At 57.7% G+C, this 23,595-nt stretch carries 20 protein-coding genes and 1 pseudogene; 13 read left to right on the top strand and 8 right to left on the bottom strand.

What is annotated here, in order from left to right; translation table 11 throughout:
• Positions 1 to 193 precede the first annotated feature (193 nt).
• Together BLR94_RS14235 and BLR94_RS14230 are read right to left on the bottom strand one after the other, a co-directional pair.
• The gene (locus BLR94_RS14235) at positions 194 to 754 is read right to left on the bottom strand and encodes a response regulator transcription factor (protein WP_084306605.1); all 561 of its coding nucleotides are present in this window, start codon (positions 752 to 754) and stop codon (positions 194 to 196) included.
• Between the two features lie 16 nt (positions 755 to 770).
• Positions 771 to 2,030, bottom strand: a complete 1,260-nt coding sequence (locus BLR94_RS14230; protein ID WP_084306603.1) for an ATP-binding protein — start codon at positions 2,028 to 2,030, stop codon at positions 771 to 773.
• A gap of 249 nt (positions 2,031 to 2,279) precedes the next feature.
• Between BLR94_RS14230 and BLR94_RS14225 the strand changes: the two genes are divergently transcribed.
• Both BLR94_RS14225 and BLR94_RS14220 read left to right on the top strand, forming a co-directional pair.
• Complete coding sequence (locus BLR94_RS14225; protein WP_084306601.1) at positions 2,280 to 2,987, top strand: SIMPL domain-containing protein; 708 nt, start codon at positions 2,280 to 2,282, stop codon at positions 2,985 to 2,987.
• A 217-nt stretch (positions 2,988 to 3,204) separates the two neighbouring features.
• Positions 3,205 to 4,803 (top strand): ABC transporter substrate-binding protein, encoded by a 1,599-nt coding sequence (locus BLR94_RS14220; RefSeq protein ID WP_084306599.1) that lies wholly within the window; start codon positions 3,205 to 3,207, stop codon positions 4,801 to 4,803.
• Positions 4,804 to 4,863: 60 nt separating this feature from the next.
• Here BLR94_RS14220 and BLR94_RS14215 read toward each other — a convergent pair whose 3' ends face one another.
• Positions 4,864 to 6,093 (bottom strand): M24 family metallopeptidase, encoded by a 1,230-nt coding sequence (locus BLR94_RS14215; protein WP_084306597.1) that lies wholly within the window; start codon positions 6,091 to 6,093, stop codon positions 4,864 to 4,866.
• 187 nt (positions 6,094 to 6,280) lie between these two features.
• Here BLR94_RS14215 and BLR94_RS14210 point away from each other — a divergent pair, with 187 nt between their 5' ends.
• From BLR94_RS14210 to BLR94_RS14185, 6 genes are all read left to right on the top strand, one after another.
• Positions 6,281 to 6,847, top strand: a complete 567-nt coding sequence (locus BLR94_RS14210; protein WP_084306595.1) for a cupin domain-containing protein — start codon at positions 6,281 to 6,283, stop codon at positions 6,845 to 6,847.
• Between the two features lie 170 nt (positions 6,848 to 7,017).
• A complete protein-coding gene (locus BLR94_RS14205) occupies positions 7,018 to 8,613 on the top strand; it encodes an ABC transporter substrate-binding protein (RefSeq protein WP_084306593.1) in 1,596 nt (531 codons plus the stop codon).
• A 150-nt stretch (positions 8,614 to 8,763) separates the two neighbouring features.
• Positions 8,764 to 9,774: an ABC transporter permease subunit gene (locus tag BLR94_RS14200; RefSeq protein WP_084306592.1), complete on the top strand. Its 1,011-nt coding sequence runs from the start codon at positions 8,764 to 8,766 to the stop codon at positions 9,772 to 9,774.
• A 279-nt stretch (positions 9,775 to 10,053) separates the two neighbouring features.
• Positions 10,054 to 10,962, top strand: a complete 909-nt coding sequence (locus BLR94_RS14195) for an ABC transporter permease subunit (protein WP_084306591.1) — start codon at positions 10,054 to 10,056, stop codon at positions 10,960 to 10,962.
• Between the two features lie 156 nt (positions 10,963 to 11,118).
• Entirely contained in the window at positions 11,119 to 12,093 is a 975-nt protein-coding gene (locus tag BLR94_RS14190; protein ID WP_084306590.1) for an ABC transporter ATP-binding protein, read from the top strand.
• Positions 12,093 to 13,061, top strand: coding sequence for a peptide ABC transporter ATP-binding protein (locus tag BLR94_RS14185; RefSeq protein WP_084306589.1), 969 nt, complete (start codon positions 12,093 to 12,095; stop codon positions 13,059 to 13,061). The genes BLR94_RS14190 and BLR94_RS14185 overlap by 1 nt, the downstream gene beginning before the upstream one ends.
• 182 nt (positions 13,062 to 13,243) lie before the next feature.
• On the opposite strand, the gene BLR94_RS14180 is transcribed toward BLR94_RS14185, so the two are convergent.
• From BLR94_RS14180 to BLR94_RS14175, 3 genes and pseudogenes are all read right to left on the bottom strand, one after another.
• On the bottom strand, positions 13,244 to 14,296 hold the full coding sequence (locus tag BLR94_RS14180; protein WP_244158177.1) for a ferredoxin reductase domain-containing protein: 1,053 nt from the start codon (positions 14,294 to 14,296) through the stop codon (positions 13,244 to 13,246).
• Positions 14,293 to 14,559, bottom strand: coding sequence for a hypothetical protein (locus BLR94_RS27180; protein ID WP_139207453.1), 267 nt, complete (start codon positions 14,557 to 14,559; stop codon positions 14,293 to 14,295). Before BLR94_RS27180 ends, BLR94_RS14180 begins: the two co-directional genes overlap by 4 nt.
• Positions 14,534 to 15,562: pseudogene (locus tag BLR94_RS14175) on the bottom strand (IS30 family transposase). Before BLR94_RS14175 ends, BLR94_RS27180 begins: the two are co-directional and overlap by 26 nt.
• Before the next feature lie 246 nt (positions 15,563 to 15,808).
• Between BLR94_RS14175 and BLR94_RS14170 the strand changes: the two are divergent.
• The 5 genes from BLR94_RS14170 to hpaB all read left to right on the top strand — a co-directional run bounded on the left by BLR94_RS14170 (position 15,809) and on the right by hpaB (position 21,200).
• A complete protein-coding gene (locus tag BLR94_RS14170) occupies positions 15,809 to 16,501 on the top strand; it encodes a glycine-rich domain-containing protein (protein ID WP_084306587.1) in 693 nt (230 codons plus the stop codon).
• A 91-nt stretch (positions 16,502 to 16,592) separates the two neighbouring features.
• Complete coding sequence (locus BLR94_RS14165) at positions 16,593 to 18,260, top strand: ATP-binding cassette domain-containing protein (RefSeq protein ID WP_084306586.1); 1,668 nt, start codon at positions 16,593 to 16,595, stop codon at positions 18,258 to 18,260.
• Positions 18,247 to 19,122 carry a JmjC domain-containing protein gene (locus tag BLR94_RS14160; RefSeq protein WP_167359759.1) on the top strand — a complete coding sequence of 292 codons (876 nt, stop codon included), beginning with the start codon at positions 18,247 to 18,249 and terminating at the stop codon, positions 19,120 to 19,122. Before BLR94_RS14165 ends, BLR94_RS14160 begins: the two co-directional genes overlap by 14 nt.
• Before the next feature lie 222 nt (positions 19,123 to 19,344).
• The gene (locus BLR94_RS27175) at positions 19,345 to 19,731 is read left to right on the top strand and encodes a hypothetical protein (protein ID WP_139207452.1); all 387 of its coding nucleotides are present in this window, start codon (positions 19,345 to 19,347) and stop codon (positions 19,729 to 19,731) included.
• The gene (gene hpaB, locus BLR94_RS14150) at positions 19,731 to 21,200 is read left to right on the top strand and encodes a 4-hydroxyphenylacetate 3-monooxygenase, oxygenase component (RefSeq protein ID WP_084306582.1); all 1,470 of its coding nucleotides are present in this window, start codon (positions 19,731 to 19,733) and stop codon (positions 21,198 to 21,200) included. The genes BLR94_RS27175 and hpaB overlap by 1 nt, the downstream gene beginning before the upstream one ends.
• 165 nt (positions 21,201 to 21,365) lie before the next feature.
• Here the strand turns inward: hpaB and BLR94_RS14145 are convergent, their stop codons facing one another.
• Positions 21,366 to 21,815 carry a hypothetical protein gene (locus BLR94_RS14145; protein ID WP_084306581.1) on the bottom strand — a complete coding sequence of 150 codons (450 nt, stop codon included), beginning with the start codon at positions 21,813 to 21,815 and terminating at the stop codon, positions 21,366 to 21,368.
• 265 nt (positions 21,816 to 22,080) lie between these two features.
• Complete coding sequence (gene gdhA, locus BLR94_RS14140; RefSeq protein WP_084306579.1) at positions 22,081 to 23,415, bottom strand: NADP-specific glutamate dehydrogenase; 1,335 nt, start codon at positions 23,413 to 23,415, stop codon at positions 22,081 to 22,083.
• Between the last annotated feature and the right edge of the window lie 180 nt (positions 23,416 to 23,595).

Below are 23,595 nucleotides of genomic sequence, written 5' to 3'. Positions count from 1 at the left end.
GTTGATAGCGTGCTAATGATAGTCGTAAAGGCAGCGGCAAGCTTCAAGCTTTGAAACGCAAGAAACGGCCCATGGTTGCCAGGGGCAGACGAGCGGCATTGCGACGCTGCCCTGACCGAGAAAAGCGCATGCCCACCAGCGTCGCTCAGCCAGCGAACTTTCTTTTACTTGCAGCCTGAGGCTTGAGGCCGCGTTATCGGCGAACCGGTCGCTTCTGCAGCTTGCGCTGCAGGGTCCGGCGATGCATGCCGAGGGCACGGGCAGTGGCCGAGATGTTGCCTTCGTGCTCGGCCAGCACGCGCTGGATGTGCTCCCACTGCAGGCGGTCCACCGACATCGGGTTCTCCGGCACCAGGGTGTCGAGGTCGGCATGCTGGGTCAGCAGCGCGGCGAGCACGTCGTCGGCATCCGCCGGTTTGCACAGGTAGTTGCAGGCGCCGCGCTTGATGGCCTCCACCGCGGTGGCGATGCTCGAATAGCCGGTGAGGATCACCACGCGCATTTCGGCATCCAGCTCCAGCAGCTTGGGCAGCAGCACCAGGCCCGAGTCGCCTTCCATCTTCAGGTCGAGCACGGCGTAATCCGGCACGTCCTGGCTGGCCAGCGCCAGGCCTTCCTCGGCAGAGGCGGCGGTCGAGACGCGCAGTCCACGGCTGCTCATGGCCCGCGCCATCACCCGGGTGAAGGTGGGATCGTCATCGACCAGCAGCAGATGGGGTTGTTCTTCACTTTCCAGCAGCGCTTCGTCACTCATCACATCACTCCTTAACTCAGGCCCGAACGTAAGCCCTTGGCAGCTTGAGCTCGGTGAGCGTGCCGCCTTCTTCATGGTTATACAGCTTCACCGTGCCACCGGCACGGGTCACGCTGGCCTGGCTGAGGAACAGCCCGAGGCCGAACCCCTTGCCCTTGCCTTTGGTGGTGAAGAACGGCCGCCCCAGTTGCTCGGCAATCGCCAAGGGTACACCCGCGCCGTAGTCCCGTATGCTCAGGCGTACCCACTGGTGATCCCAGTCCAGGCAGATTTCCAGGTTCTCCGGGCAGGCATCGGCGGCATTGTTGAGCAGGTTGAGCAGCGCCTGGCTGAGGTCCGCCGGCGGCATCAACGGCGGCGGCTTGCCAACCCCCAGGCACTCGTAACGATAGCTGGCTTCGGGGCGCATCAGGTGCCAGCGATTCAGGGTGCTCTCCAGCCAGGCCACCGAGGACATCTCCACCACCGCCTGACGGCGATCCGCTTCGGCGGCGCGCACCAGTTGCTGGAGGGTTTCCTTGCACAGCTTGACCTGCTCCTGAAGCAGCGCCAGGTCTTCCTGCAGCAGCGGGTTCTGGTGCTCGCGGCGCAGTTCCTTGATCAGCACGCTCATGGTCGCCAGGGGCGTACCCAGCTCGTGGGCGGCCCCGGCGGCCTGGGTGGCCACGGCCAGCAACTGCTGATCGCGCATGCCCTCCTCACGGCGCTCGGCACGCAGTTTTTCCTGCTGGCGCAGTTCCTCGGCCATCTTGGCGACGAAGAAGGTGATCAGCCCCGCGGCCAGGGCGAAACTCAGCCACATGCCGTAGACCAGCAGGCTCTCCCGCGGCCCGACCGGCAGTTGCAGCGGGTGCGACCACACCAGCAACAGGGTGTAAGAGGCCAGCGCCATGCCGCCGAGGATCATGGTGAACAGCCAGGGCAGCGTCGCCGCGGCGATGGTCAGCGGCACCAGGTAATAGGAGACGAAGGGGTTGGCCGAGCCACCGGAGTAATACAGCAGCACGCTGTGGATGATCAGGTCGAATCCCAGGTGGATGCCGTACTCGGCCTCGGTCACCGGCCAGGGCCCGCGCAGGCGAACGGCCGTGAGCAGGCACAGCACCAGCGAAGCGCCCAGGGTGATGCTAAGTTGCATCCAGGGCAGCGGCAGCAGCTCGGACTTGTAGGCCAGACCGACCGAACCGGCCTGCGCCGCCAGCACGAGGAAGCGAATCAGGGTCAGGCGCCAGAGGTTCTGGCGACTGGCCGACAGCAGTTGTACGGGGGCGAGCATCGATACTCCTTTATGCTCGTGGGCAGGCCCGGCGAGTATAACCAAGCCCGTCGACGGCCTGATGCGGCAACGCGCCGCAGTCGTACGATGATTGTCGCCCCGCCGCCCGAGAAAAAATCACCTGCCGAAAACAGTGCCCTGGGAAGGGCGGATGTTTTTTCCGATGGCCTTGACCCGATTCCCCAGGCCGCCTCGTCTAACCTGATGAACACGGCTTTCATCCGTGCCCGTAATCGATAAGGAACCGCCATGCAGCCACTGTCCCGCCTCGCCACCGCCCTGGCCCTCACCACGACCGGCCTGCTCAGCATCACCGCCCAGGCCGACGAGCCACGCTACAACCAGGTCTCGCTGAGCACCCAGGTCAGTCACGAAGTGGCCCATGACCTGATGCAGGTCACCCTGTACACCGAAGCCCAGAACACCGATCCCGCCGCCCTCGCTGCAGAGATCACCCGCACCCTCAATGCCGGCCTGACCCAGGCCCGCGACGTGAAAGGCGTGAGCGTGTCCCAGGGCAGCCGCAACAGCTACCCGGTCTACGGTGAGAAGGGCGAGGACATCAGCGCCTGGCGCGAGCGCGCCGAGATCCGCCTGGAAAGCGCCGACTTCGCCACGCTTTCGACACTTACCGGCGACCTGCTCAAGACCCTGAAGATGGGCGGCATGAGCTTCAGCATCGCTGACGCGACGCGCAAGAAAGAGGAAGACGCGCTGATCAAGGACGCCGTCGCAGCCTTCAAGGAGCGCGCCCAGCTGACCACCGAAGCGCTGGGCGGCAAATCCTACAAGCTGGTCAGCCTGGGCCTCAACGGCGGCGGCTTCGCGCGCCCGCCCATGCGCCTGCAAGCCATGAAAGCCTCGTCGTTCTCCAGCGACAGCGTGGCACCGGAAGTGGAAGCGGGTACCAGCCAGGTGACCCTCAGCGCCGACGGCGTGATCGAAGTGCAGATGTAAGCCAAGCCCAACCCCCGCGCCGAGCCCGCTCGGCGAATCCCGTCATGGGGTTGCGACCAGCGTCGCACCCCCATTGCCATATCCCGACCGGTTTCGGCACATCCCGTGCATAGCGTGCAACAAGGTCTAGGGTTAAGGCAGGCCGGTCACGATCTGACACGCCCTGTTTTCCTGCAGCAGACCCCTCACGAAAAAACACAATAGACATGAGGTAACCATGCACAAGAACGCCTTCATCCAGGCTTTTGTCGCCGCCGGTCTGATCGCCAGCGCCCCGTTCGCCAGCGCCGCCAGCAACCTGGTGTTCTGCTCCGAAGGCAGCCCGGCCGGCTTCGACCCCGGGCTCTACACCACCGGCACCGACTTCGACGCGGGTGCGGAAACCGTCTTCAACCGCCTGTCGCAGTTCGAGCGCGGCGGTACCGCCGTGGTCCCGGGCCTGGCGGAAAAGTGGGACATCAGCGAAGACGGCCTCACCTATACCTTCCACCTGCGCGAGGGGGTGAAATTCCACACCACCGAGTACTTCAAGCCGAGCCGCGCGTTCAACGCCGACGACGTGCTGTTCACCTTCAACCGCATGCTCAGCCGGGAGCATCCATTCCGCAAGGCATACCCCACCGAGTTCCCCTACTTCACCGACATGGGCATGGACAAGAACATCGCCAAACTCGAGAAGGTCGACGCGCACACCGTGCGCTTCACCCTGAGCGCCGTCGATGCGGCCTTCATCCAGAACATGGCCATGAGTTTCGCGTCGATCCACTCCGCCGAGTACGCCGACCAGTTGCTCAAGGCCGGCAAGGCCTCGGACATCAACCAGAAGCCCATCGGCACCGGCCCGTTCGTGTTCAGCCGTTACCAGAAGGACGCGCAGATCCGCTACAAGGGCAACAAGGAGTACTGGAAACCCGAAGACGTGAAGATCGACAACCTGATCTTCGCCATCAACACCGACCCGTCCGTACGCATGCAGAAGCTGCGCGCCGGCGAGTGCCACGTCAGCGTCTACCCACGGCCTGCCGACCTGGAAACCCTGAAGAAGGATGCCAAGCTGCAGATGCCCGACCAGGCCGGTTTCAACCTCGGCTACCTGGCCTACAACACCGAGCACAAGCCGTTCGACAAGCTCGAGGTGCGTCAGGCCATGGACATGGCGGTCAACAAGCAGGCGATCATCAATGCCGTGTACCAGGGCGCGGGCCAGGTGGCGGTGAACGGCATGCCGCCGACCCAGTGGTCCTACGACGACACCATCAAGGACAGCCCCTACGACCCGGAAAAGGCCAAGCAACTGCTCAAGGCCGCCGGCGTCGAGGAAGGCACCGAAATCACCCTGTGGGCCATGCCCGTGCAGCGCCCGTACAACCCCAACGCCAAACTGATGGCCGAGATGCTCCAGGCCGACTGGGCCAAGATCGGCATCAAGGCGCGCATCGTCAGCTACGAGTGGGGCGAGTACAACAAGCGCGCCAAGGCCGGCGAGCACGACGCCCTGCTGATCGGCTGGACCGGCGACAACGGTGACCCGGACAACTGGCTGAGCGTGCTGTACGGCTGCGACGCCATCGGCGGCAACAACTACAGCCGCCTGTGCAACAAGGAGTTCGACGGGCTGCTGAAAAAGGCCAAGGCGATCAACGACCGCGAAGCGCGCACGGTGCTCTACAAGCAGGCCCAGCAGCTGCTCAAGGCCGACGTGCAGAGCACCCCCATCGCCCACTCCACGGTGTACCAGCCGATGAGCACGCGGGTTAAGGACTTCAAGATCAGCCCCTTCGGCATCAACTCCTTCTACGGTGTGAGCATCGAGTAATCCAGCCCCTAAGGAAAACGCCCGGCCAATTGGCCGGGCGTTTCCGTTTCCAAGAGTGGGTTACGCACCCAGACCGAACGGGTCGTCCAGCGAATGGCTCGGCTGGGTAAACCAGCGCGGGCCGTTGGCGGTCATGTAGAAGTGATCCTCCAGGCGGATGCCGAACTCGCCGGGCACGCAGATCATCGGCTCGTTGCTGAAGCACATGCCCTCGGCCAGCGGGGTGTCGTCGCCACCGACCAGATACGGCCCCTCGTGGATGTCCAGGCCGATGCCGTGGCCAGTACGGTGCGACAGGCCTGGCAGCTCGTAGCCCGGGCCCAGCCCGGCGGCCTCCAGGCTGCGGCGCGCTGCGGCGTCCACCGATGAGCAAGGCGCACCCAGGATGGCGGCCTCGAACGCCGCTTGCTGGGCGGCCTTCTCCTGGTTCCAGAACGCGCGCTGGCGCGTGCTGGGCGTGCCGAACACGTAGCTGCGGGTGATGTCCGACAGGTAGCCGTGCACCTGGCAGCCGGTGTCGATCAGCACCATGTCACCGTCCTTCAGATACTGCGCATGCTTGACCCCGTGAGGAAACGCGCTCGCCGGCCCGAACAGCACGATGCAGAAGACCGAGCCCGGTGCACCGACCTTGCGATGAGCCTGACGGATGAACTCGGCCACCTCAAGGGTACTGATGCCCTCGTGGAGGATGCTCGCAGCGGCCTTGTGCACGTCCAGGGTCATGTCCTTGGCACGCTGCATCAAGGCGATTTCCGCCGCCGATTTATGCTGCCGACAGGCCGTGGTGATCAACCCGGCATCGACGAAACGATAACCGTCGGTCAGTTGGCGCAGGCCGTCGTACATGAAAAAAGGCAAGGAAGAACAAAGACCTACCCGAGGCTGCGCACCATCACTGGGCGAAATCACGAGGCGTTGCAGGCAACTGATCAGCAATCCGTAGGGACTCTCATGCTCTTCCCAGGTATTGATCACACCCGGCACGACCTGGAAGTCGAGCACGGTGCCTTCTTCGAAGGTCGGAGCCAGGTATTCGAGTACGCCGTCGGCAGGCAGAATCGCCCCTACCATGCGCTCGCTGGGGTTCCACTTCACACCGGTGAAGTACTGCAGATTGCTGCCTGCCGACACGAACAGCGCGGCGATACCTTGCTCGCGCATCAAGGATTGAGCACGTGCGATGCGGCCCCGGTACTCGTCTTCGCTGATCGGCGAGGTCCCGCCTGTCATATCCTGCAGGCGCGCCAAGGCCTGCTCCGGCGTGCTGCCGCCCACTCCCAGTGTCATCTGCGCATCCTCTTCTCAGGCCTGCAACGGGCATCGTCGGCCGGCCGTATACCGGGGCAAAATTTAAGTGCAACTTAAATTTTGGTCAAAGTCTTTTTTAGCAGCACTTAAAAAGCCTCTGACGTTCAAGCTGAAGTCCTTGTATCTCATGGGTATACTGCGGCGATTCGAACAGCGAGCCCCCTTCATGACCGCAGATCGCATCGGCGAACGCTTGCGCCGCTACCGGCGGGCCGCCGGCAAGACCCTCAATCAGGTAGCCGCCGATGCCGGCCTGACCGCGAGCTTCCTGTCCCAGGCGGAACGCAACCTCACCGGGGTGTCGCTGTCGTCCCTGGCGAGTATCGCCAAATCCCTGAACATCCCCCTCAACGCCCTGTTCGACCAGCCCGCCCAGGCGCAACCCGATTCCCACGTCAACGAGCGGGTGCGCTACACCGTGGGCGGCCAGTTGCTGGCCTACGAGCGGTTATCCAGTTCGTTTCCCGGCAACTCGATCAATGCCGTGAAGATGAACATCCCGGTGGGCTACCAGTCGGAACTGATCGCCCACGAAGGCGTGGAGTTCTCCTACGTACTGGCCGGGCAGATCGTCTACACCATCGAGGGCCGCGACTACCCGCTCGGGCCGGGCGATTCGGTGCACTTCGATGCCGGCAAGCTGCATCGCCTGGCCAATGCCACGGATGCCCCCGCCGAGGTGCTGACCATGACCACCATGGCCCTGTTCGACGATCGCCCCACCAGCGAGTGATTTCCGCCCCAATTCAGGGCAATTATGCGCAATGTTAGTGCTGCTTAATTTTTGTTGACCGGAATTTCAGCATGACTTAATTTCGAGCCTGACCCGGTGGGCTATCCGCTTTCACCGCATTCCGAGCTCGCGCTACACCCCGGCGCGAACAAAAAGAAAAAGAGGTTCGCATGCGCATGTCTCCCTTGTGCAAGGCTCTGCTCACCGCAGGACTGCTCACCAGTGCTTCGTTCGCACACGCCAGTAACCTGGTGTATTGCTCCGAAGGTAGCCCGGGCGGTTTCGACCCCGGCCAGTACACCACCGGCACCGACTTCGATGCGGCCTCGGAAACCATCTTCAACCGCCTGGCGGAATTCGAGCGTGGCGGCACCAAGGCGCAACCCTCCCTGGCCAGTTCGTGGAACATCAGCGAAGACGGCCTGACCTACACCTTCCACCTGCGCGAAGGGGTCAGGTTCCACACCACCGAGTACTTCAAGCCGACCCGCGACTTCAACGCCGACGACGTGCTGTTCACCTTCCAGCGCATGCTCGATCGCAACCACCCGTTCCGCAAGGCCTACCCCAGCGAGTTCCCGTACTTCACCGACATGGGCCTGGACAAGAACATCGCCAAGGTCGAGAAGACCGACGACAAGACCGTGATCTTCACCCTCAACGCCGTGGACGCCGCCTTCGTGCAGAACCTGGCGATGAACTTCGCCGCCGTGCATTCGGCCGAGTACGCCGACCAGTTGCTCAAGGCCGGCAAGGCCGCGGACATCAACCAGAAACCGATCGGCACCGGCCCGTTCGTGTTCAGCCGCTACCAGAAGGACGCGGTGATCCGCTTCAAGGGCAACAAGCAATACTGGGCCCCGGAGATGGTGAAGATCGACAACCTGATCTTCTCGATCAACACCGATGCCTCGGTGCGTGCCCAGAAGCTGCGCGCCGGCGAATGCCAGGTCACCCTCAACCCCCGTCCTGCCGACCTCAAGGGCCTGCAGGCGGACAAGAACCTCAACGTACCGACCGAGCCGGGTTACAACCTCGGCTACATCGCCTACAACGTCACCCGTGCGCCATTCGACAAGCTCGAGGTGCGTCGGGCATTGGACATGGCAGTCAACAAGCAGGCGATCATCGACGCGGTTTACCAGGGCGCCGGGCAGTTGGCCGTCAATGGTATGCCGCCCACCCAGTGGTCCTACGACGAGTCGATCAAGGACGCCGCCTACGACCCGGAAAAGGCCAGGCAACTGCTCAAGGCCGCCGGCGTCAAGGAAGGCACCGAAATCACCCTGTGGGCCATGCCCGTGCAGCGCCCGTACAACCCCAACGCCCGCCTGATGGCCGAAATGCTGCAGAGCGACTGGGCCAAGGTCGGCATCAAGGCACGTATCGTCAGCTACGAATGGGGCGAGTACATCAAGCGCGCCCATGCCGGCGAGCACGACGCCATGCTGATCGGCTGGACCGGTGACAACGGTGACCCCGACAACTGGCTGGGCACCCTGTACGGCTGCGCCTCGGTCGACGGCAACAACTTCTCCAAGTGGTGCGATGCCGAGTACGACAAGCTGGTGGTGGCGGCCAAGCGCGTCACCGACCAGACGCAGCGCAGCGAGCTGTATCGCCAGGCCCAGGTGGTTCTCAAGCGCGAAGTGCCGATCACGCCGATCGCCCACTCCACGGTCTACCAGCCGATGCGCAGCAGCGTCAAAGGCTTCCAGATCAGCCCCTTCGGTCGCAACAGCTTCATCGGCGTGAGCAACGACTGATAGCGTGTCGCGCAACCGTCCTGCAACGACGTGGTTCGGGTACCCACCCGAATCATGTCGCGGCCGAACAGCTACCCTGCAAGTAACCGAGGAATCGCCAGAAATTCCCGGGCTGTTCGATATTGCCCTGATGAGGAGTTATCCACCCCCATGCTGAGTTTCATCGCACGCCGCCTGGGCCTGCTGATTCCGACCTTCTTCGGCGTCACCCTGCTGACCTTCGCCCTGATTCGCATGATCCCCGGCGACCCGGTGGAGGTGATGATGGGCGAGCGCCGGGTCGACCCGCAGATGCACGCCGAGGCCATGGAGCGCCTGGGTCTGAACAAGCCGCTGTACGCCCAGTACCTTGACTACATCGGCCAGTTGGCGCGGGGTGACCTGGGTGAATCGCTGCGCACCCGCACACCGGTGTGGGACGAGTTCACCACGCTGTTCCCCGCCACCCTCGAGCTGACCCTGGCCGCCCTGTTGTTCGCGGGCACCCTGGGGCTGATCGCCGGGGTGATCGCGGCACTCAAACGCGGTTCGCTGTTCGATCACGGGGTGATGGGCATCTCCCTGACCGGCTACTCGATGCCGATCTTCTGGTGGGGGCTGCTGCTGATCATGTTCTTCTCGGTGTGGCTGGGCTGGACTCCGGTGTCCGGGCGCATCGACCTGCTCTACGACATCCAGCCGGTGACCGGTTTCATGCTCATCGATACCCTGCTCTCCGACGAGCAGGGGGCGTTCGTCGATGCCCTGCGCCACCTGATTCTGCCCGCCATCGTGCTGGGCACCATCCCGCTGGCGGTGATCGCCCGCATGACCCGCTCGGCGATGCTCGAGGTGCTGCGCGAAGACTACGTGCGCACCGCCCGCGCCAAGGGCCTGTCACCAGCCCGCGTGGTGTTCGTGCACGGCCTGCGCAACGCGCTGATCCCGGTGCTGACGGTGTTCGGCCTGCAGGTTGGCACACTGCTGGCCGGCGCCGTGCTGACCGAGACCATCTTCTCCTGGCCGGGCATCGGCAAATGGCTGATCGAGTCCATAGGCGCCCGTGACTATCCGGTGGTGCAGAACGGCATCCTGCTGATCGCCTGCCTGGTCATCCTGGTCAACTTCGTGGTGGACATCCTCTATGGATTGGCCAATCCGCGCATCCGCCACCAGCGTTGAGAACCGGCCATGACCTGCTGCGCGTCGGCGATGCCGCGTCAAAATCCATCTCGAGATGCTCATTGGCTACAGCCAACTCCGCTCTCACGACGAATTTTTCCTTGCCTCGCGCTAGCTCGCGAGGCCATGAACCGATTCTCCGGAGTCATGAATGGCCACTGATACCAACACCTCTCGCCAGTCCGTAGGGTGGATGACGCTGTTTTCATCCACCATCAGTAAACCTCAGTGGTGGACGGATAAAGCGTCGTCCACCCTACAAGAGAATGAGGTGCGCCCGTGACCTCGACATCCACCGCACCTCTCGACCAGAGCCTGGTCTACCCCTCGCCACTGAAGGAGTTCTGGAGCGCCTTCAGCCACAACAAGGGCGCCGTCGCCGGGCTCGGCTTCATGATCCTGATCGTGTTCTGCGCATTGTTCGCGCCCTGGATCGCCCCCTATTCACCCAGCGAGCAGTTCCGCGATGCCCTGCTGACGCCGCCGGTGTGGCTCGAAGGCGGGCAATGGCAGTTCATTCTGGGCACCGACGAGGTGGGCCGCGACCTGCTCTCGCGGCTGATCCATGGGGCACGGCTGTCGCTGCTGATCGGCCTCGCCTCGGTGGTCATCTCGCTGATCCCCGGTTTGCTGCTGGGCCTGGTGGCGGGTTTCTTCCCGCGCCTGATGGGCCCGTCGATCATGCGTCTGATGGACATCATGCTGGCGCTGCCGTCGCTGCTGCTGGCGGTGGCCATCGTCGCCATTCTCGGCCCCGGTCTGATCAATACGGTGATCGCCATCGCCATCGTCTCGCTGCCCTCCTACGTGCGCCTGACCCGCGCTGCGGTGATGGGCGAGCTGAACCGCGACTACGTCACCGCTGCACGCCTGGCCGGCGCCAGCCTGCCACGGCTGATGTTCATCACCGTGCTGCCCAACTGCATGGCACCGCTGATCGTGCAGGCCACCCTGAGCTTTTCCTCGGCGATCCTCGACGCCGCCGCCCTGGGCTTCCTGGGCCTCGGCGTACAACCGCCAACCCCCGAGTGGGGCACCATGCTGGCCTCGGCGCGTGACTACATCGAGCGCGCCTGGTGGGTGGTGACCCTGCCGGGGCTGGCGATCCTGCTCAGCGTGCTGGCGATCAACCTGATGGGCGACGGCCTGCGCGATGCGCTGGACCCCAAGCTCAAGAACGCGAGCTGAGGAGGTCACCATGAACAACCTCCAATCCGTGCCAATGCCCCGGTGGACGAGTGAAGCGTCGTCCACCCTACGCTCCCGTTCGAGGCTGCCCGTAGGGTGGATGACGATTTTCTCATCCACCATGGCCGCACCTCGCTACCCGATGGAGGCCGCCCGATGAGCCTACTGGAAATCCGCAACCTGAGCGTGCGCTTCGGCGACGCCAGCGCCGTGCCGGTGGTCGATGGCCTCGACCTGAACGTCGACAAGGGCGAGGTGCTGGCCATCGTCGGCGAGTCCGGCTCCGGCAAGTCGGTGACCATGATGGCGCTGATGGGCCTGATCGACGCCCCGGGCATCGTCCGTGCCGATCGCCTGCTCTTCGACGGCAGCGACATGCTCACCCTCAAGGGCCGCCAGCGTCGGCACATCGTCGGCAAGGACCTGTCGATGATCTTCCAGGACCCGATGACGGCGCTCAACCCCAGCTTCACCGTCGGCTTCCAGATCGAGGAAGTGCTGCGCCAGCACCTCGGCCTCAGGGGCAAGACAGCTCGCCAGCGCGCCCTGCAATTGCTCGAACGGGTGGAAATCCCCGCTGCGGCCAGTCGCCTCGACGCCTACCCGCACCAGCTGTCCGGCGGCATGAGCCAGCGCGTGGCGATCGCCATGGCGATCGCTGCCGAGCCCAAGCTGCTGATCGCCGACGAACCCACCACCGCCCTGGACGTGACCATCCAGGCGCAGATCATGGCGCTGCTGCTCGACCTGCAACGCGAGCAGAACATGGGCCTGGTGCTGATCACCCACGATCTGGCCGTGGTCGCCGAAACCGCCAATCGGGTTTGCGTGATGTACGCCGGCCAGGCCGTGGAACTGGGCCAGGTGCCGGCTTTGTTCGATGCGCCCACCCACCCGTACAGCGAAGCGCTGATCAAGGCGATCCCCGAACACAGCCTGGGTGCCAAGCGCCTGTCGACCCTGCCCGGCATCGTGCCAGGCCGTTACGACCGGCCGCAGGGCTGCCTGCTGTCGCCGCGCTGCCCTTACGTGCAGCCGAGCTGCCATGAGCGCCGCCCGGCTCTTGAAGCCCACGAGCGTGGCGCGGTGCGCTGCCATTTCCCGCTCAACCTGAATGCCGAGGTGGCGTGATGACGACCGTCCTGACCGCACGCCAACTGACGCGCCACTATTCCGTGTCCCAGGGGCTGTTCAAGCCCAGTGCCACGGTGCAGGCGCTCAATGGCGTGTCCTTCGAACTGCAAGCCGGCAAGACCCTGGCCGTGGTCGGTGAGTCCGGCTGCGGCAAATCCACCCTGGCCCGCGCCCTGACGCTGATCGAGGAGCCCTCCTCGGGTTCACTGCAGATCGCCGGCCAGGAGGTCGCCGGGGCCAGCCGGCAGACCCGCAAGCAATTGCGCCGCGACGTGCAGATGGTCTTCCAGAACCCCTATGCCTCGCTCAACCCACGGCAGAAGATCGGCGACCAGCTGGCGGAGCCGCTGCTCATCAACACCGGCCTGTCACGCCTGGAGCGTCGCGACAGGGTGCAGGCGATGATGAGCCAGGTCGGCCTGCGCCCCGAGCATTACCAGCGCTACCCGCACATGTTCTCCGGCGGCCAGCGCCAGCGTATCGCCCTGGCCCGCGCCATGATGCTCACCCCCAAGGTGCTGGTGGCCGATGAGCCGACCTCGGCGCTGGACGTGTCGATCCAGGCCCAGGTGCTCAACCTGTTCATGGACCTGCAGGAAGAATTCAGGACCGGCTACGTGTTCATTTCCCACAACCTCTCGGTGGTGCGCCACGTCGCCGACGACGTGCTGGTCATGTACCTCGGCCGCCCGGCGGAGATCGGCCCCAGCGAGCGCCTCTACGAGCGCCCGCTGCATCCGTACACCAAGGCGCTGTTGTCGGCCACGCCGACCATCCACCCGAACCCGGACACGCCGAAGATCAAGATCGTCGGCGAACTGCCCAATCCGCTGAACCCGCCATCGGGTTGTGCCTTCCACAAGCGCTGCCCCTACGCTACCGAACGCTGCCAGATCGAACTTCCACTACTGCGCCCGCTCGATGGCCGCGAAGTGGCCTGCCATCACGCCGAGCAGTTTCTCTGACCGCACGTCGGGCGCAGCAGCACGCTGCGCCCGGCAACTCAGGCAGCCAGAGTGACGAATACAGCAGCCGGTCAGAAGGTCAGCTCAACGGTGAGAGCGGGTGGGGACGCCTAGTCCATGCCCGCGATTAGCGCACAGACCACACCCACTTCAGCACTTGCCCATAAATACAGAGCAAGCCCTCAGTACACATCCCGCCGATACCGTCCCTGCTCCACTAGCTCCTCGACCACCGCCTCGCCCAGCACCTCACGCAACACCTGATCCACCCCCGCCGCCATGCCCTGCAGGCTGCCGCACACATAGACGGCAGCGCCATCGGCGATCCACGCACGTAGCTCCTCAGCTGCTTCACGCAGACGGTCCTGCACGTACACGGGCTGTGCCTGATCCCGCGAGAACGCCAGGTCGAGGCGCTGCAGGAGGCCGTCGTCCGACCAGCCCTGCAGCTCGGCAGCGCAGTAGAAATCGTGTTCGGCATTGCGCTCGCCGAACAGCAGCCAGTTACGCGCGTGCCCGGCGCCGATACGTGCCTTGAGCAGGCTGCGCAGGCCGGCCAGGCCGGTGCCGTTGCCGATCAGGATCAGCGGCCGGTCATCCACCGGCACATGGAAATTGCTGTTGCGCCGTATCCGCGCCAGCAGGTGTCCGGCCAGGGGCAGGTGCTCGGTCAACCAGCCGGAACCGACTCCCAGCTCACCCGTGGCCAGCCGTTGCTGACGCACGATCAGCTCCAGCTTGCCGTCCTCGGGCAAGGAGGCGATGGAGTATTCGCGGCTCGGCAGCGGCACCAGCGCCTCGAGCAGCGCCTGGGCGTGCAGGCCGACCAGGTGGCTGGCGCTGCACGGCAGTTGGCGGGCGCTCAGTGCCTCGCCCAGGGTATGGCCGGATGACTCGACGAGCACCGACTCCAGCGCCTGCAAACCATGTTCGTGCAGCCAGCGGGCAACCTGGGCCTGGCCGTTGCGCGGCAGAATCTCCAGGATATCCCCCGCCTCCCAGGTGGTAGCGGGCGGCGGCTGCAGGCCGATCAGCCAGGTGCTCTGGCCCTGGCCGAGGGGGTTGAGGCAGGTACGCTCGTGCAGCGTCCAGCCATCGAAGGGCACCTGTTGCACGGGTAGCGGCTGCACCCCGGTCAACTCGGCCAGTTGCCGCTGCCAACCGAGCAGCGCCTGCTCGTCATCGCCGTCCACCTCGATACGCTCGCCGAGACGCTGGGCGCCGCGGCTGCTCAACCAGTCGTCGAGGCGTCGGGCGAAACCGCATAACGCAGGCCGGGCAGATCCAGCGTCGCCGCCAGCCACTGGCGCTCGGCGCCTTGCCGTCGCCAAATCCCAACCACCTCACTCAGCACCTCGCGCAGCATGCTATCCACGCCGCCCGTCATGCCTTTCAAGTTGTGGCATATATAAGTCTTTTTTATATATAAAAACTTGTGTGATGAGCGGATGCGGGAGCTGAGTGCAATACGGTTATTGAATTGACGCAGGCGCATCATGTTTCACTGCCGTAATCTTTTCCATTACCTGTGTCATGACTTCAATAGGGCACTTCCAGTCGAAGCGTTTACGCGGGCGGATGTTCAGCAAGTACGCAAACCTATCCAGCTGCTCTTGGCTGTACCCCGACAAGTCCCTGCCTTTGGGTAAGAACTGGCGGATCAGGCCGTTGATGTTCTCGTTACTGCCGGCGCTGCCAGGGGCTGTGAGGGTCGTAAAAGTAGATCGCCACCCCCGTTTTCTGGGTGATTTCAGCATGTCGGGTCATCTCCCGGCCTTGGTCATAGGTCATGCTTTTGCGCACGGGCAGCGGCATGCGATTGAGCGCTGCGCTGAGCCTTCCACCGCGGATGTGGCCGTGGCATCGTTCATTTTGATAAGCATCACATAGCCGCTGGTGCGCTCGACCAGCGTACCAACCGACGAGGCGTTGGCCTTACCTTTGATCAAGTCACCCTCCCAATGACCAGGCATCAGGCGATCCTCGATCTCCGGCGGGCGGACTTGGATGCTGATCATGTCCGGTATCTGGTTACGCCGATCGACAGCACCTGTGCGCGGTCTACGCGTACTTTTACCTTGCCGCAGGCAAGCGATCAGTTCCTTGTGCGGCTCGTCCACCGGCAAGGCATACACCGCGCTGTAGATCGTCTCGCGGCAAACGTAAGCATCTTCAAAGCTGGGAATATTCATGCTGCGCAGCTTGCCGGCAATCTGTTAGGGAGAAAAGTACTCGCGCAGCAACTGCACGATCAACTCAAACAGCTCGGCGCCCGGTACCAGCTTCTTCGGAGGCCGGCATACCACACGCCGTTGGCGCATATGCCCCTGGGCCGTAGGCGCATGATAGATGCCGTTGTCGCCCGTATTACGCCGCAACTCACGACTGATCGTGGAGCAATTGCGACCCAGCGCTTTGGCAATGGCTCGCTGGCTCATGCCATGCAGCCGACTCACCTGGATCGTGGCGCGTTCTTCAATGCTGAATTCGTGATATTTCATGCGGCCGCACCTTACCGGAAAGGTCAGGTGTTGCACTCAGTTTCCGCGGCCGCCATGGCTGGGACTTGCTCTGAGTAAAAGGCCGCCCAAGAAATGCACCGTTACAAAAAATGAGGAAAAATCCTATTCAAGAGAAATATCCTAGTCGGGCTGAGTTAGCGCTCAAGCTTAACATCAGTACATTCAGACTGGCCTATATGCTATATCTTTAGCGATCAGGTCAATATAAATCTAAAGGGACATGCTATGAATACTAGCTTAAAGATGGATCTTAAAGGACAAGACTTCACGTATCCGACGGAGCTGGAAAAATACGAGCACAGTGGGGTTATAGGAAAATTCAAAGATGAATGGGATGTTGATACACAAGAGGCTAAAGAAATCTTCGAGGAAATGAAAAAATTCCTTTACATATCGGCACTTGCTCAAAAAAATTGCATAGAATTCGAAATAGATGAACCTATATTGATGATTGATAAAATGTGGCATCACTTCATCATGTTCACCCTAGATTACGAAAATTTTTGCAAGAGTTTCTTTGGAAAAATGCTTCACCATATCCCCTTTTGTACAGAGCACTTGACGCAAAAAATTAAAGAGCTTTCATCAAAAGGAGAGACTTTAAATGAATACAAATCACGACGTCTTCAAAGACAACTCGAGACTATCCAAGAAGTATTCGGCACTGAAACCGTGAAGAAATGGTATGTAGATTATAGCCATAGGTACTCGCCCGAGAGAATGAACATGCTTCAACGATCAATTTACCATGGAGATCTTGATCGCCTTGGGTCACCAATTGATTTAGAGACAGTTAAAAAAAGTGACGCAAAAGAGCTTATTCAGGGAATCTTGCGTCACCAATCTCAATCAATGTTCTGTGGTGGGCATGGCTGCGGCGTTTATTGTAGCTGCAACTCTGGAAGCCTATATAGCTAATTAATTACTATATCGGAGAGTCAGCCCCAGTTATGCGCTGCGCTGACTGGGACTGTTTGCTAGCTAACAATCAAGGAACGCAAAGACTGACATGTCAAATTATCTACACACACTTATAAAAAAATATAAATTCTATGTAATAGGAATATTCATACTTGCATGCTTAGCAGCCATTATAAACACTTCTTTTGGTGTGATTTTAAAGTGGCTGGCAGATGGCTTGCAGAACAATGACCCAAGCGCACTAGTAACTTTTGTGCTGCTTTTTACCCTACAAAGATTTTTACTACCTCTCGCTGGAGGCGGCGGCACTCTAGTCGCGAGCATGCTCGCAAACAAGATAGAAAATGAGATCAGGAATATATGGTATGGATATGTCGTAGATCTAGAACATAGTGAATCCAAAGCCAAAAATTCTGGAGAGCTACAAAAAAAACTTCAGGAGGCAGTAAATTCTGTAAGAATGCTTTTGAACGGCACAATAAGATCTGTGTTGACTATCGCCTTGGAAATAATATCCATTGCAGTCTTGGCCGCGATATTCATAAACTTCAGCGCCAGCTTAGCATTATTAGCTTTCGCTGGAACTTATGCATACTTCATTATTTATGTAACAAAAAAAAGAATGCCTATAATGAAGGACATTGCCCATTCGGACGGACAGTGTGCCGCTTTCATGCATGACAGCTTCATTAATACTGGAGTTATTTCTCCTAATGTACGGACAAATAGAATCGAGCAACATAAAAGTTTATTGCACGATTTAGAATACAAGAAGAATCTGAATTCAAAAAAACTTTTTATGGATAGCGCTCTCTCTGCCGTAATGTGCTCCGCGGCATCTTATTTCTTGTTATTTTTTTATTACAATGAAACTGCAATATCTATAGGCATAGTTGTGATGCTGGCCACTAGCCTTGCACAAATAATTGCTCAAATAAATACTCTTGGCTTTAATTACCGAAATATTCTGCGCGCTGGTATAGACTTTGCCAGAGTATCGGAAGCTCTAACCCCACGGATTGACAAAAACCTGGGTGATGATAAATACAATATCAGCGGCAACAGTCATAAATTTTCATTTACTAAGCTTGAGTTACCCAATTCAAACCCAGTGACCTCCCCCTCGATAACAGGAGAGTTACTGATTAACAAAGGTGAGATAAATATCTTGCGAGGATCAAGTGGAATAGGTAAAAGCTCACTTGCCCGCACCATAAGAGGAGAAATAAAAACTCAAGAAAAACAAGCTTACTTAAACTCCATAGACATAAGCAATATAAAAACCAACATACTCCTTGAAAAGATAGGCTACGTATCTCAAGACACCATCATATTTAATGAGTCCGTGATTAAAAATCTAAGATATGGGAAGAGTGATGCTAGCGATAATGAAATAAGAAACACGCTATTGAGCGTTGGCCTAGAAAAGCTCGCTAGCAATATTGACTATGTAGTAGGAGAAAAAGGAGGGCTTTTATCTGGGGGAGAAAGACAACGCCTAGTCATAGCTCGTGGCTTATTACAAAAATGTGAATTATTGATACTTGACGAACCGTTTGCAGGACTCGATGAAGAAACCGCTCTAGAACTTGCTTTTATCATTTCAAGCTTAGCTCGCTCACTATGCATACTTGTGATAATGCACCAACGCCCAACTGACTTATTCGGAAAACAGCCCATAATAAATGAGCACACCATGCGCGAAGAAAACGGACTGATCTTGATAAAGGGAAATGCTGAGAATGTTAAAGCTTGATGAATTTATCGTAGACGCTTTACATAGTCAGCCGTATAAGTTTAATCACATAGAGGTAGATCAACTGGTAACTTGGGAAAATACCAACACCCTTCTATCTAGCGGAGTACTCGACTATCCTAGAATAAGAATTGCATGCGCTGAGAATGAATACAGCAAAAGTTATAGTGGATTTTTACGGTATGCGTATTCTGATCGAGGAGAAAAATTAGCAAAAATCATTCCTGGGGTATTGTATAAAAATTTAGCACTTGGCGGGACGATAATAATTGATCGATGCGAGGCATTTTTTCCTACAGTTAATACTCTAGTAAAAGAAATTAGCGAGATGCTCGGTTGTCGAAGCTGGGCAAATCTATATATATCAGCAAAGGGTTCAAGCGGCTTCAGCTGCCACTTCGATGACCATGACATTTTAGCAATTCAGATATATGGGACCAAACAATGGACCATCCATGAACCCACGTATCAGTCACCAAACCGTGGTGACAAAAGCTTTCACCTGCCACCGCCAAGAGGAAAACCTTTAAAAATAGAAATCCTACCTAGCGGCGGAGGTATTTATTTACCATCGGGTTATTGGCACAATGTGGAAACGCTATCGGATCTGTCATTGCATGTAACAATTGGCATGGATTTCACTAGAAGATTGGACGTCATGCGGTTAATAGCCAATGAGCTAGCTGCTAATAGTTTTTTTCGTGGTCGCTTAGAAGCACACGACGGCAACGAACTAAAACAGAGACTTATTGAAGCCATTGAGAACCTTGATGCCAAGTTATTGACTAGCAAAATTTTTGAACAAGCAAACATAGGAGAACACGAGTTGAAACTACCTAATTATTGGAGCAAATCAATATGAATGCAGAGAAATTTAACCTAGTTAAATTTTCCTCGGAGGTACAAACCTTACTATCAAGCGAATTAGATATTTCGGCTGGAAATATGGAAATCTTGGGTTTTAGTGAGAAATTATACAAACTCGCACGCGTCCATGCATACAATGAGGGCTTAATGGCGGTCAGAGACGTACTAGAGCGGAAATGGGAAGATATCTCTGAGCAAATAGACGTACTAATACAATATGAAGACTAATTTTTCACTTAAAGTTGTCAGGCAGGCATGGATTGATGCATATTTTAAAAGCGACGTGGATTGGCTAGCACATGTAGAGTCGCCCTTCTTTTTTGTTAAACGGGGCGCAATTGTGATGTCAAAAAAAGAGCAATTGTCTCTGATTGAGAGAAACAGAAGAAAAGTGCCAATTGCTGATACTGTTTTTAATGAGACGACCACGCAAACTCAAGAGCACACAGGTTGGGCTACCATCTCGGGATCTGCCTCAGTGACGAGAGACAATGAATTAGTAAACGAATATAAGTTTTTTGAGCTATGGCTTATTTTGCACGGGCGCTGGCAAATTGCATCACTTTGCTACGACGATATAAATAATAATGAAGCAGAGAAATAATGACTGACTTTACAACATTTCAAGGCGAGTTCCGCGGAGCAAGAAGGGGATCAGATTTTCTGCGGCGTATTGAAAGTTCACCTCCAAATATTTGGTATAGGGGTGAGCTAGTGAAAGATGTTAGAAATTTTGCCCCCTTAAGAGGTGGTATAGAGACTCTAGCCTCGCTGTATGACTACCAATGGAAACGAAGCGAAATAATGCTTGTAACAAGTGAGGATAGAAAAATCAGTAGGACTTTTTCTATCCCTAAAGAAAAGAGTGAGCTGCATGCTCTTGGAAAAGCTCTAACCGCAAGCGCGCAATTTAGCCAAGGTATGCTAGGCAGGGAGCCCGCATATATGAATAGATCGATTGCATCTTTTGCTGGTTGCTCGGCTTTTTTCGACACGGGTGGAAAAACCTTCTCAAACAACGTAGTTAACTACTTCAATTATATTCGAAACAATGATCTTTCATTAACTCATACGTTATTAAACCCCAAAGTAAACCGCCAGGCTAGCCCAGCGCTTCAGAATGACCCGACGATAGCTGCTCATATTACTAAAGAGTCTGACTCAGGCTTCTTCGTAAGTGGCGCAAGGCTTGTGGCAACACTTCCATTTGCAGATGAGATCGCAGTATTTCCTGCGCGTTTAATGGACACCTCTGAAGCAACCAAAGACTATGCATTCGCGTTTGCAATACCAACTACGGCTAAGGGTCTAAAGTTTCTGTGCCGAGACTCTGTTGATTATGGTTTAGGCAAAACCAATCACCCTCTTAGTTCCAGATTCGAAGAGATGGATGCGGTAGCTATTTTTGATAACGTTTTTATACCATGGGAAAGGGTTTTTTGTTATAGGGATATTGATATTTGCAATCGTTTCTACGACGCAACAGGGGCTACCGCCCATATTTCATATCAAGTAGTATGCAAAAATATTGTAAAAACAGAGTTTTTTTTAGGTTTAATTTCCCTTATGACACATGGTTCCGGATTGGATCGTTTTCAGCATATTCATGAGAAAACCGCCGAGATCTGGGTTGGGCTGCAGGCTATGAAAGCTTTCAAAGTCGCATCAGAGGCTGGGGCGAAAACTAACTCGTTTGGCATGCTAGTTCCTGACTGGGATCCTCTAGACGCTGCCAGATATATGTTTCCTCGCTTATACCCTAGAATGGTTGAAATTGTTCAGCAGATCGGTGCGAGCGGATTAGTAGCACTACCAACTAAAGAAGATCTAAACGGGCCATTAAAAGAGGAAATTGAAAAATACTTCCAGACAGAAAAGCTTGAAGCTGCCGAAAAAATTGACTTATACAGGCTAGCGTGGGATGTTTCGATATCCGCGTTTGCCGGAAGACAAACACTTTATGAGCGATTCTTTTTTGGAGACCCCGTTCAAATGGCAACTCGAATATTTCGCGACAAGAATCGTGTCGAGTTAATGGAAAGAGTAAATACTTTCATTCATAGAAATTACTAAAATATACCACTAATAAATACTATCTTTAAAAATACACATTAAATTTTATAAACGTGACCAATTTAATTTTACGTAAATTCTGAGAAAATATCATTAGCACAATATGAATATTTATTATCGTGCACCACTCTCCGAAACACATTAAAAATAGCTATAGCAGTTCTATTAAGCTTTTAATGTTAGGCAAATATATAGATCCCGAGCGAGAGTTTCAGGATATTGGTCGACCGGTAGCGCATCTGGCAGATACAGCGCTGCAGCAGCCAGCGTTGCCAGGTCGAACTCACGTTCGATCGCGCAGGCCTGAAAAAGATGGTTGATCGCCTTCACCTCGGCAGCGCTGGTGCAGTTTATACGCCGGCCGCCGAGAAAAGCATTGAGCTGGTCACAGACCTTTTCTGGCAGCAACCCGGTGGCTTCGGCTTCCAGAAGCGACAGCCCAAGCTCCTCTTCACTCATGGGGTCGAGCATTGCCAACTCGACAGTCGGTTTGACGATGGCGGACATGCTTGAGCCAGGCACGGCGGCGCCGACTTCGATGGGGAAAGGGCCATTCACACTTTGATAGAAGCGGACGGCCATTGCGCCTTCGAGCATTCCAGGGATCGATTTCATTACACGACTCTCGTTAATCCAGTTTTGTTCTGACCCGCGACGACATCCTGCTGCCGCAACGGGGAGGCATTTTCATCCTCTTGTGTGTAAGAGTCGTGACAGTGGAGATGGTTGAGTGTTTTTTGCGAGTCAGAACCCATAACGGAACGGCCGCTGTGCTGGTTCCAACAGAAGATGTTTTGGCTGCCAGATCGATCAGGGCACTGGCCCTGCCTAACGAGGGGTGGGATAGCGCAACAGGATTGCCCTGCTGCGCGTGCTGCGTTTAAACCACGCCCTGGGCCAGCATCGCGTCCGCCACTTTGACGAAGCCGGCGATGTTGGCGCCTTTCACATAGTTGATGGTGCCGTTTTCCTCGCCGTGACGGACGCAGGCAGCGTGAATGGATTGCATGATGCCGTGCAGCTTCTCATCCACCTCGCCTTCGCTCCAGTGCAGGCGCATGGCGTTCTGCGACATTTCCAGGCCGCTGACCGCAACGCCACCGGCATTGGATGCCTTGCCCGGTGCGAACAGGGTGCCGTGCTCGACAAACAGGTCAACCGCCTCCAGGGTGGTGGGCATGTTGGCGCCTTCGGCGACGCACACGCAGCCATTGCCCAGCAGGGTGCGGGCATCGTCCAGGTTCAGCTCGTTCTGGGTCGCGCATGGCAGGGCGATGTCGCACGCCAGGCTCCACGGCCGCTGACCGGCCTGGAAGCGCAAGCCGTTGCCTTCCAGTTCGCGGATGCGTCCGCGCTGCTGGTTCTTCAGCGCCATGAGCGCCTGCCACTGCGTCTCGCTGAAACCCGCTTCGGCGTGCAGCGTACCCTCGGAGTCGGACAGCGAAATCACCTGACCACCCAGCTCCATGACCTTGCGTGCGGCGTATTGCGCCACATTGCCGGAACCGGAGATCGCCACGCGCTGGCCGTCGAAGCTGCGGCCACGGGTCTTGAGCATTTCCTCGGCGAAATACACGCAGCCGTACCCCGTCGCCTCCGGGCGGATCAGGCTGCCGCCGTAGCTCAGCCCCTTGCCGGTGAGTACCGAGGAGAACTCGTTGGCCAGGCGCTTGTACTGGCCGAACAGGAAACCGATCTCCCGCGCCCCGACGCCGATATCGCCGGCCGGCACATCGAGGTCGGCGCCGATATGGCGGTACAGCTCGCTCATGAACGACTGGCAGAAACGCATCACCTCGGCGTCGCTCTTGCCCTTGGGATCGAAGTCCGCGCCGCCCTTGCCGCCGCCCATGGGCAGCGAGGTCAGGGAGTTCTTCAGGGTCTGCTCGAAGGCCAGGAACTTGAGCACGCTGAGGTTCACCGACGGGTGGAAGCGCAGGCCGCCCTTGTAGGGGCCGATGGCACTGTTCATCTGCACCCGGAAACCACGATTGACCTGCACCCGACCCGCGTCATCGACCCAGGGCACGCGAAACAGCACGGCCCGCTCCGGTTCGACCAGGCGCTCGACGATACCGGCCTGCAGGTAGTGCGGGTTGGCCTCGAGGAATGGCCACAGGCTGCGCAGCACCTCTTCGACCGCCTGGTGGAATTCGGCCTGGTCGGGGTCGCGTTGCTGCACACGCGCGAGGAAACGATCGACGGACATGCTCATGGCGGACTCCTGGCGTCTTGCTGCGCCACGTTGTGGAAGTGGCCGCGACTCTAGCAAGAATGGATCGCACTTAAAAAGTGCAAAATGACGCCTTTATGAAAGTTTTTGGTGCCTTTACATAAATTACCGCCGATTTACAGGGGCATTCAGGGTAAAAATACGCACCAAAAACATTCACAA

It is taken from the genome of Phytopseudomonas flavescens, assembly GCF_900100535.1.
GTDB classification, from domain to species: domain Bacteria; phylum Pseudomonadota; class Gammaproteobacteria; order Pseudomonadales; family Pseudomonadaceae; genus Aquipseudomonas; species Aquipseudomonas flavescens.
The sequence above is the reverse complement of the archived record's forward strand: the minus strand, read 5'-3'. Positions and strand labels throughout refer to the sequence as shown.

Bases quoted from the DNA above. Each gene is read 5' to 3' on its own strand.
- gdhA (WP_084306579.1), bottom strand. From the start codon at position 23,415: ATGAGCATGTCCGTCGATCGTTTCCTCGCGCGTGTGCAGCAACGCGAC.
- BLR94_RS14160 (WP_167359759.1), top strand. From the start codon at position 18,247: ATGTTAAAGCTTGATGAATTTATCGTAGACGCTTTACATAGTCAGCCG.
- BLR94_RS14185 (WP_084306589.1), top strand. From the start codon at position 12,093: ATGACGACCGTCCTGACCGCACGCCAACTGACGCGCCACTATTCCGTG.
- BLR94_RS14220 (WP_084306599.1), top strand. From the start codon at position 3,205: ATGCACAAGAACGCCTTCATCCAGGCTTTTGTCGCCGCCGGTCTGATC.
- hpaB (WP_084306582.1), top strand. From the start codon at position 19,731: ATGACTGACTTTACAACATTTCAAGGCGAGTTCCGCGGAGCAAGAAGG.
- BLR94_RS14165 (WP_084306586.1), top strand. From the start codon at position 16,593: ATGTCAAATTATCTACACACACTTATAAAAAAATATAAATTCTATGTA.
- BLR94_RS14235 (WP_084306605.1), bottom strand. From the start codon at position 754: ATGAGTGACGAAGCGCTGCTGGAAAGTGAAGAACAACCCCATCTGCTG.
- BLR94_RS14215 (WP_084306597.1), bottom strand. From the start codon at position 6,093: ATGACACTGGGAGTGGGCGGCAGCACGCCGGAGCAGGCCTTGGCGCGC.
- BLR94_RS14190 (WP_084306590.1), top strand. From the start codon at position 11,119: ATGAGCCTACTGGAAATCCGCAACCTGAGCGTGCGCTTCGGCGACGCC.
- BLR94_RS14225 (WP_084306601.1), top strand. From the start codon at position 2,280: ATGCAGCCACTGTCCCGCCTCGCCACCGCCCTGGCCCTCACCACGACC.
- BLR94_RS14200 (WP_084306592.1), top strand. From the start codon at position 8,764: ATGCTGAGTTTCATCGCACGCCGCCTGGGCCTGCTGATTCCGACCTTC.
- BLR94_RS14170 (WP_084306587.1), top strand. From the start codon at position 15,809: ATGAATACTAGCTTAAAGATGGATCTTAAAGGACAAGACTTCACGTAT.
- BLR94_RS27180 (WP_139207453.1), bottom strand. From the start codon at position 14,559: ATGATGCGCCTGCGTCAATTCAATAACCGTATTGCACTCAGCTCCCGC.
- BLR94_RS14205 (WP_084306593.1), top strand. From the start codon at position 7,018: ATGCGCATGTCTCCCTTGTGCAAGGCTCTGCTCACCGCAGGACTGCTC.
- BLR94_RS14230 (WP_084306603.1), bottom strand. From the start codon at position 2,030: ATGCTCGCCCCCGTACAACTGCTGTCGGCCAGTCGCCAGAACCTCTGG.
- BLR94_RS14145 (WP_084306581.1), bottom strand. From the start codon at position 21,815: ATGAAATCGATCCCTGGAATGCTCGAAGGCGCAATGGCCGTCCGCTTC.
- BLR94_RS27175 (WP_139207452.1), top strand. From the start codon at position 19,345: ATGAAGACTAATTTTTCACTTAAAGTTGTCAGGCAGGCATGGATTGAT.
- BLR94_RS14210 (WP_084306595.1), top strand. From the start codon at position 6,281: ATGACCGCAGATCGCATCGGCGAACGCTTGCGCCGCTACCGGCGGGCC.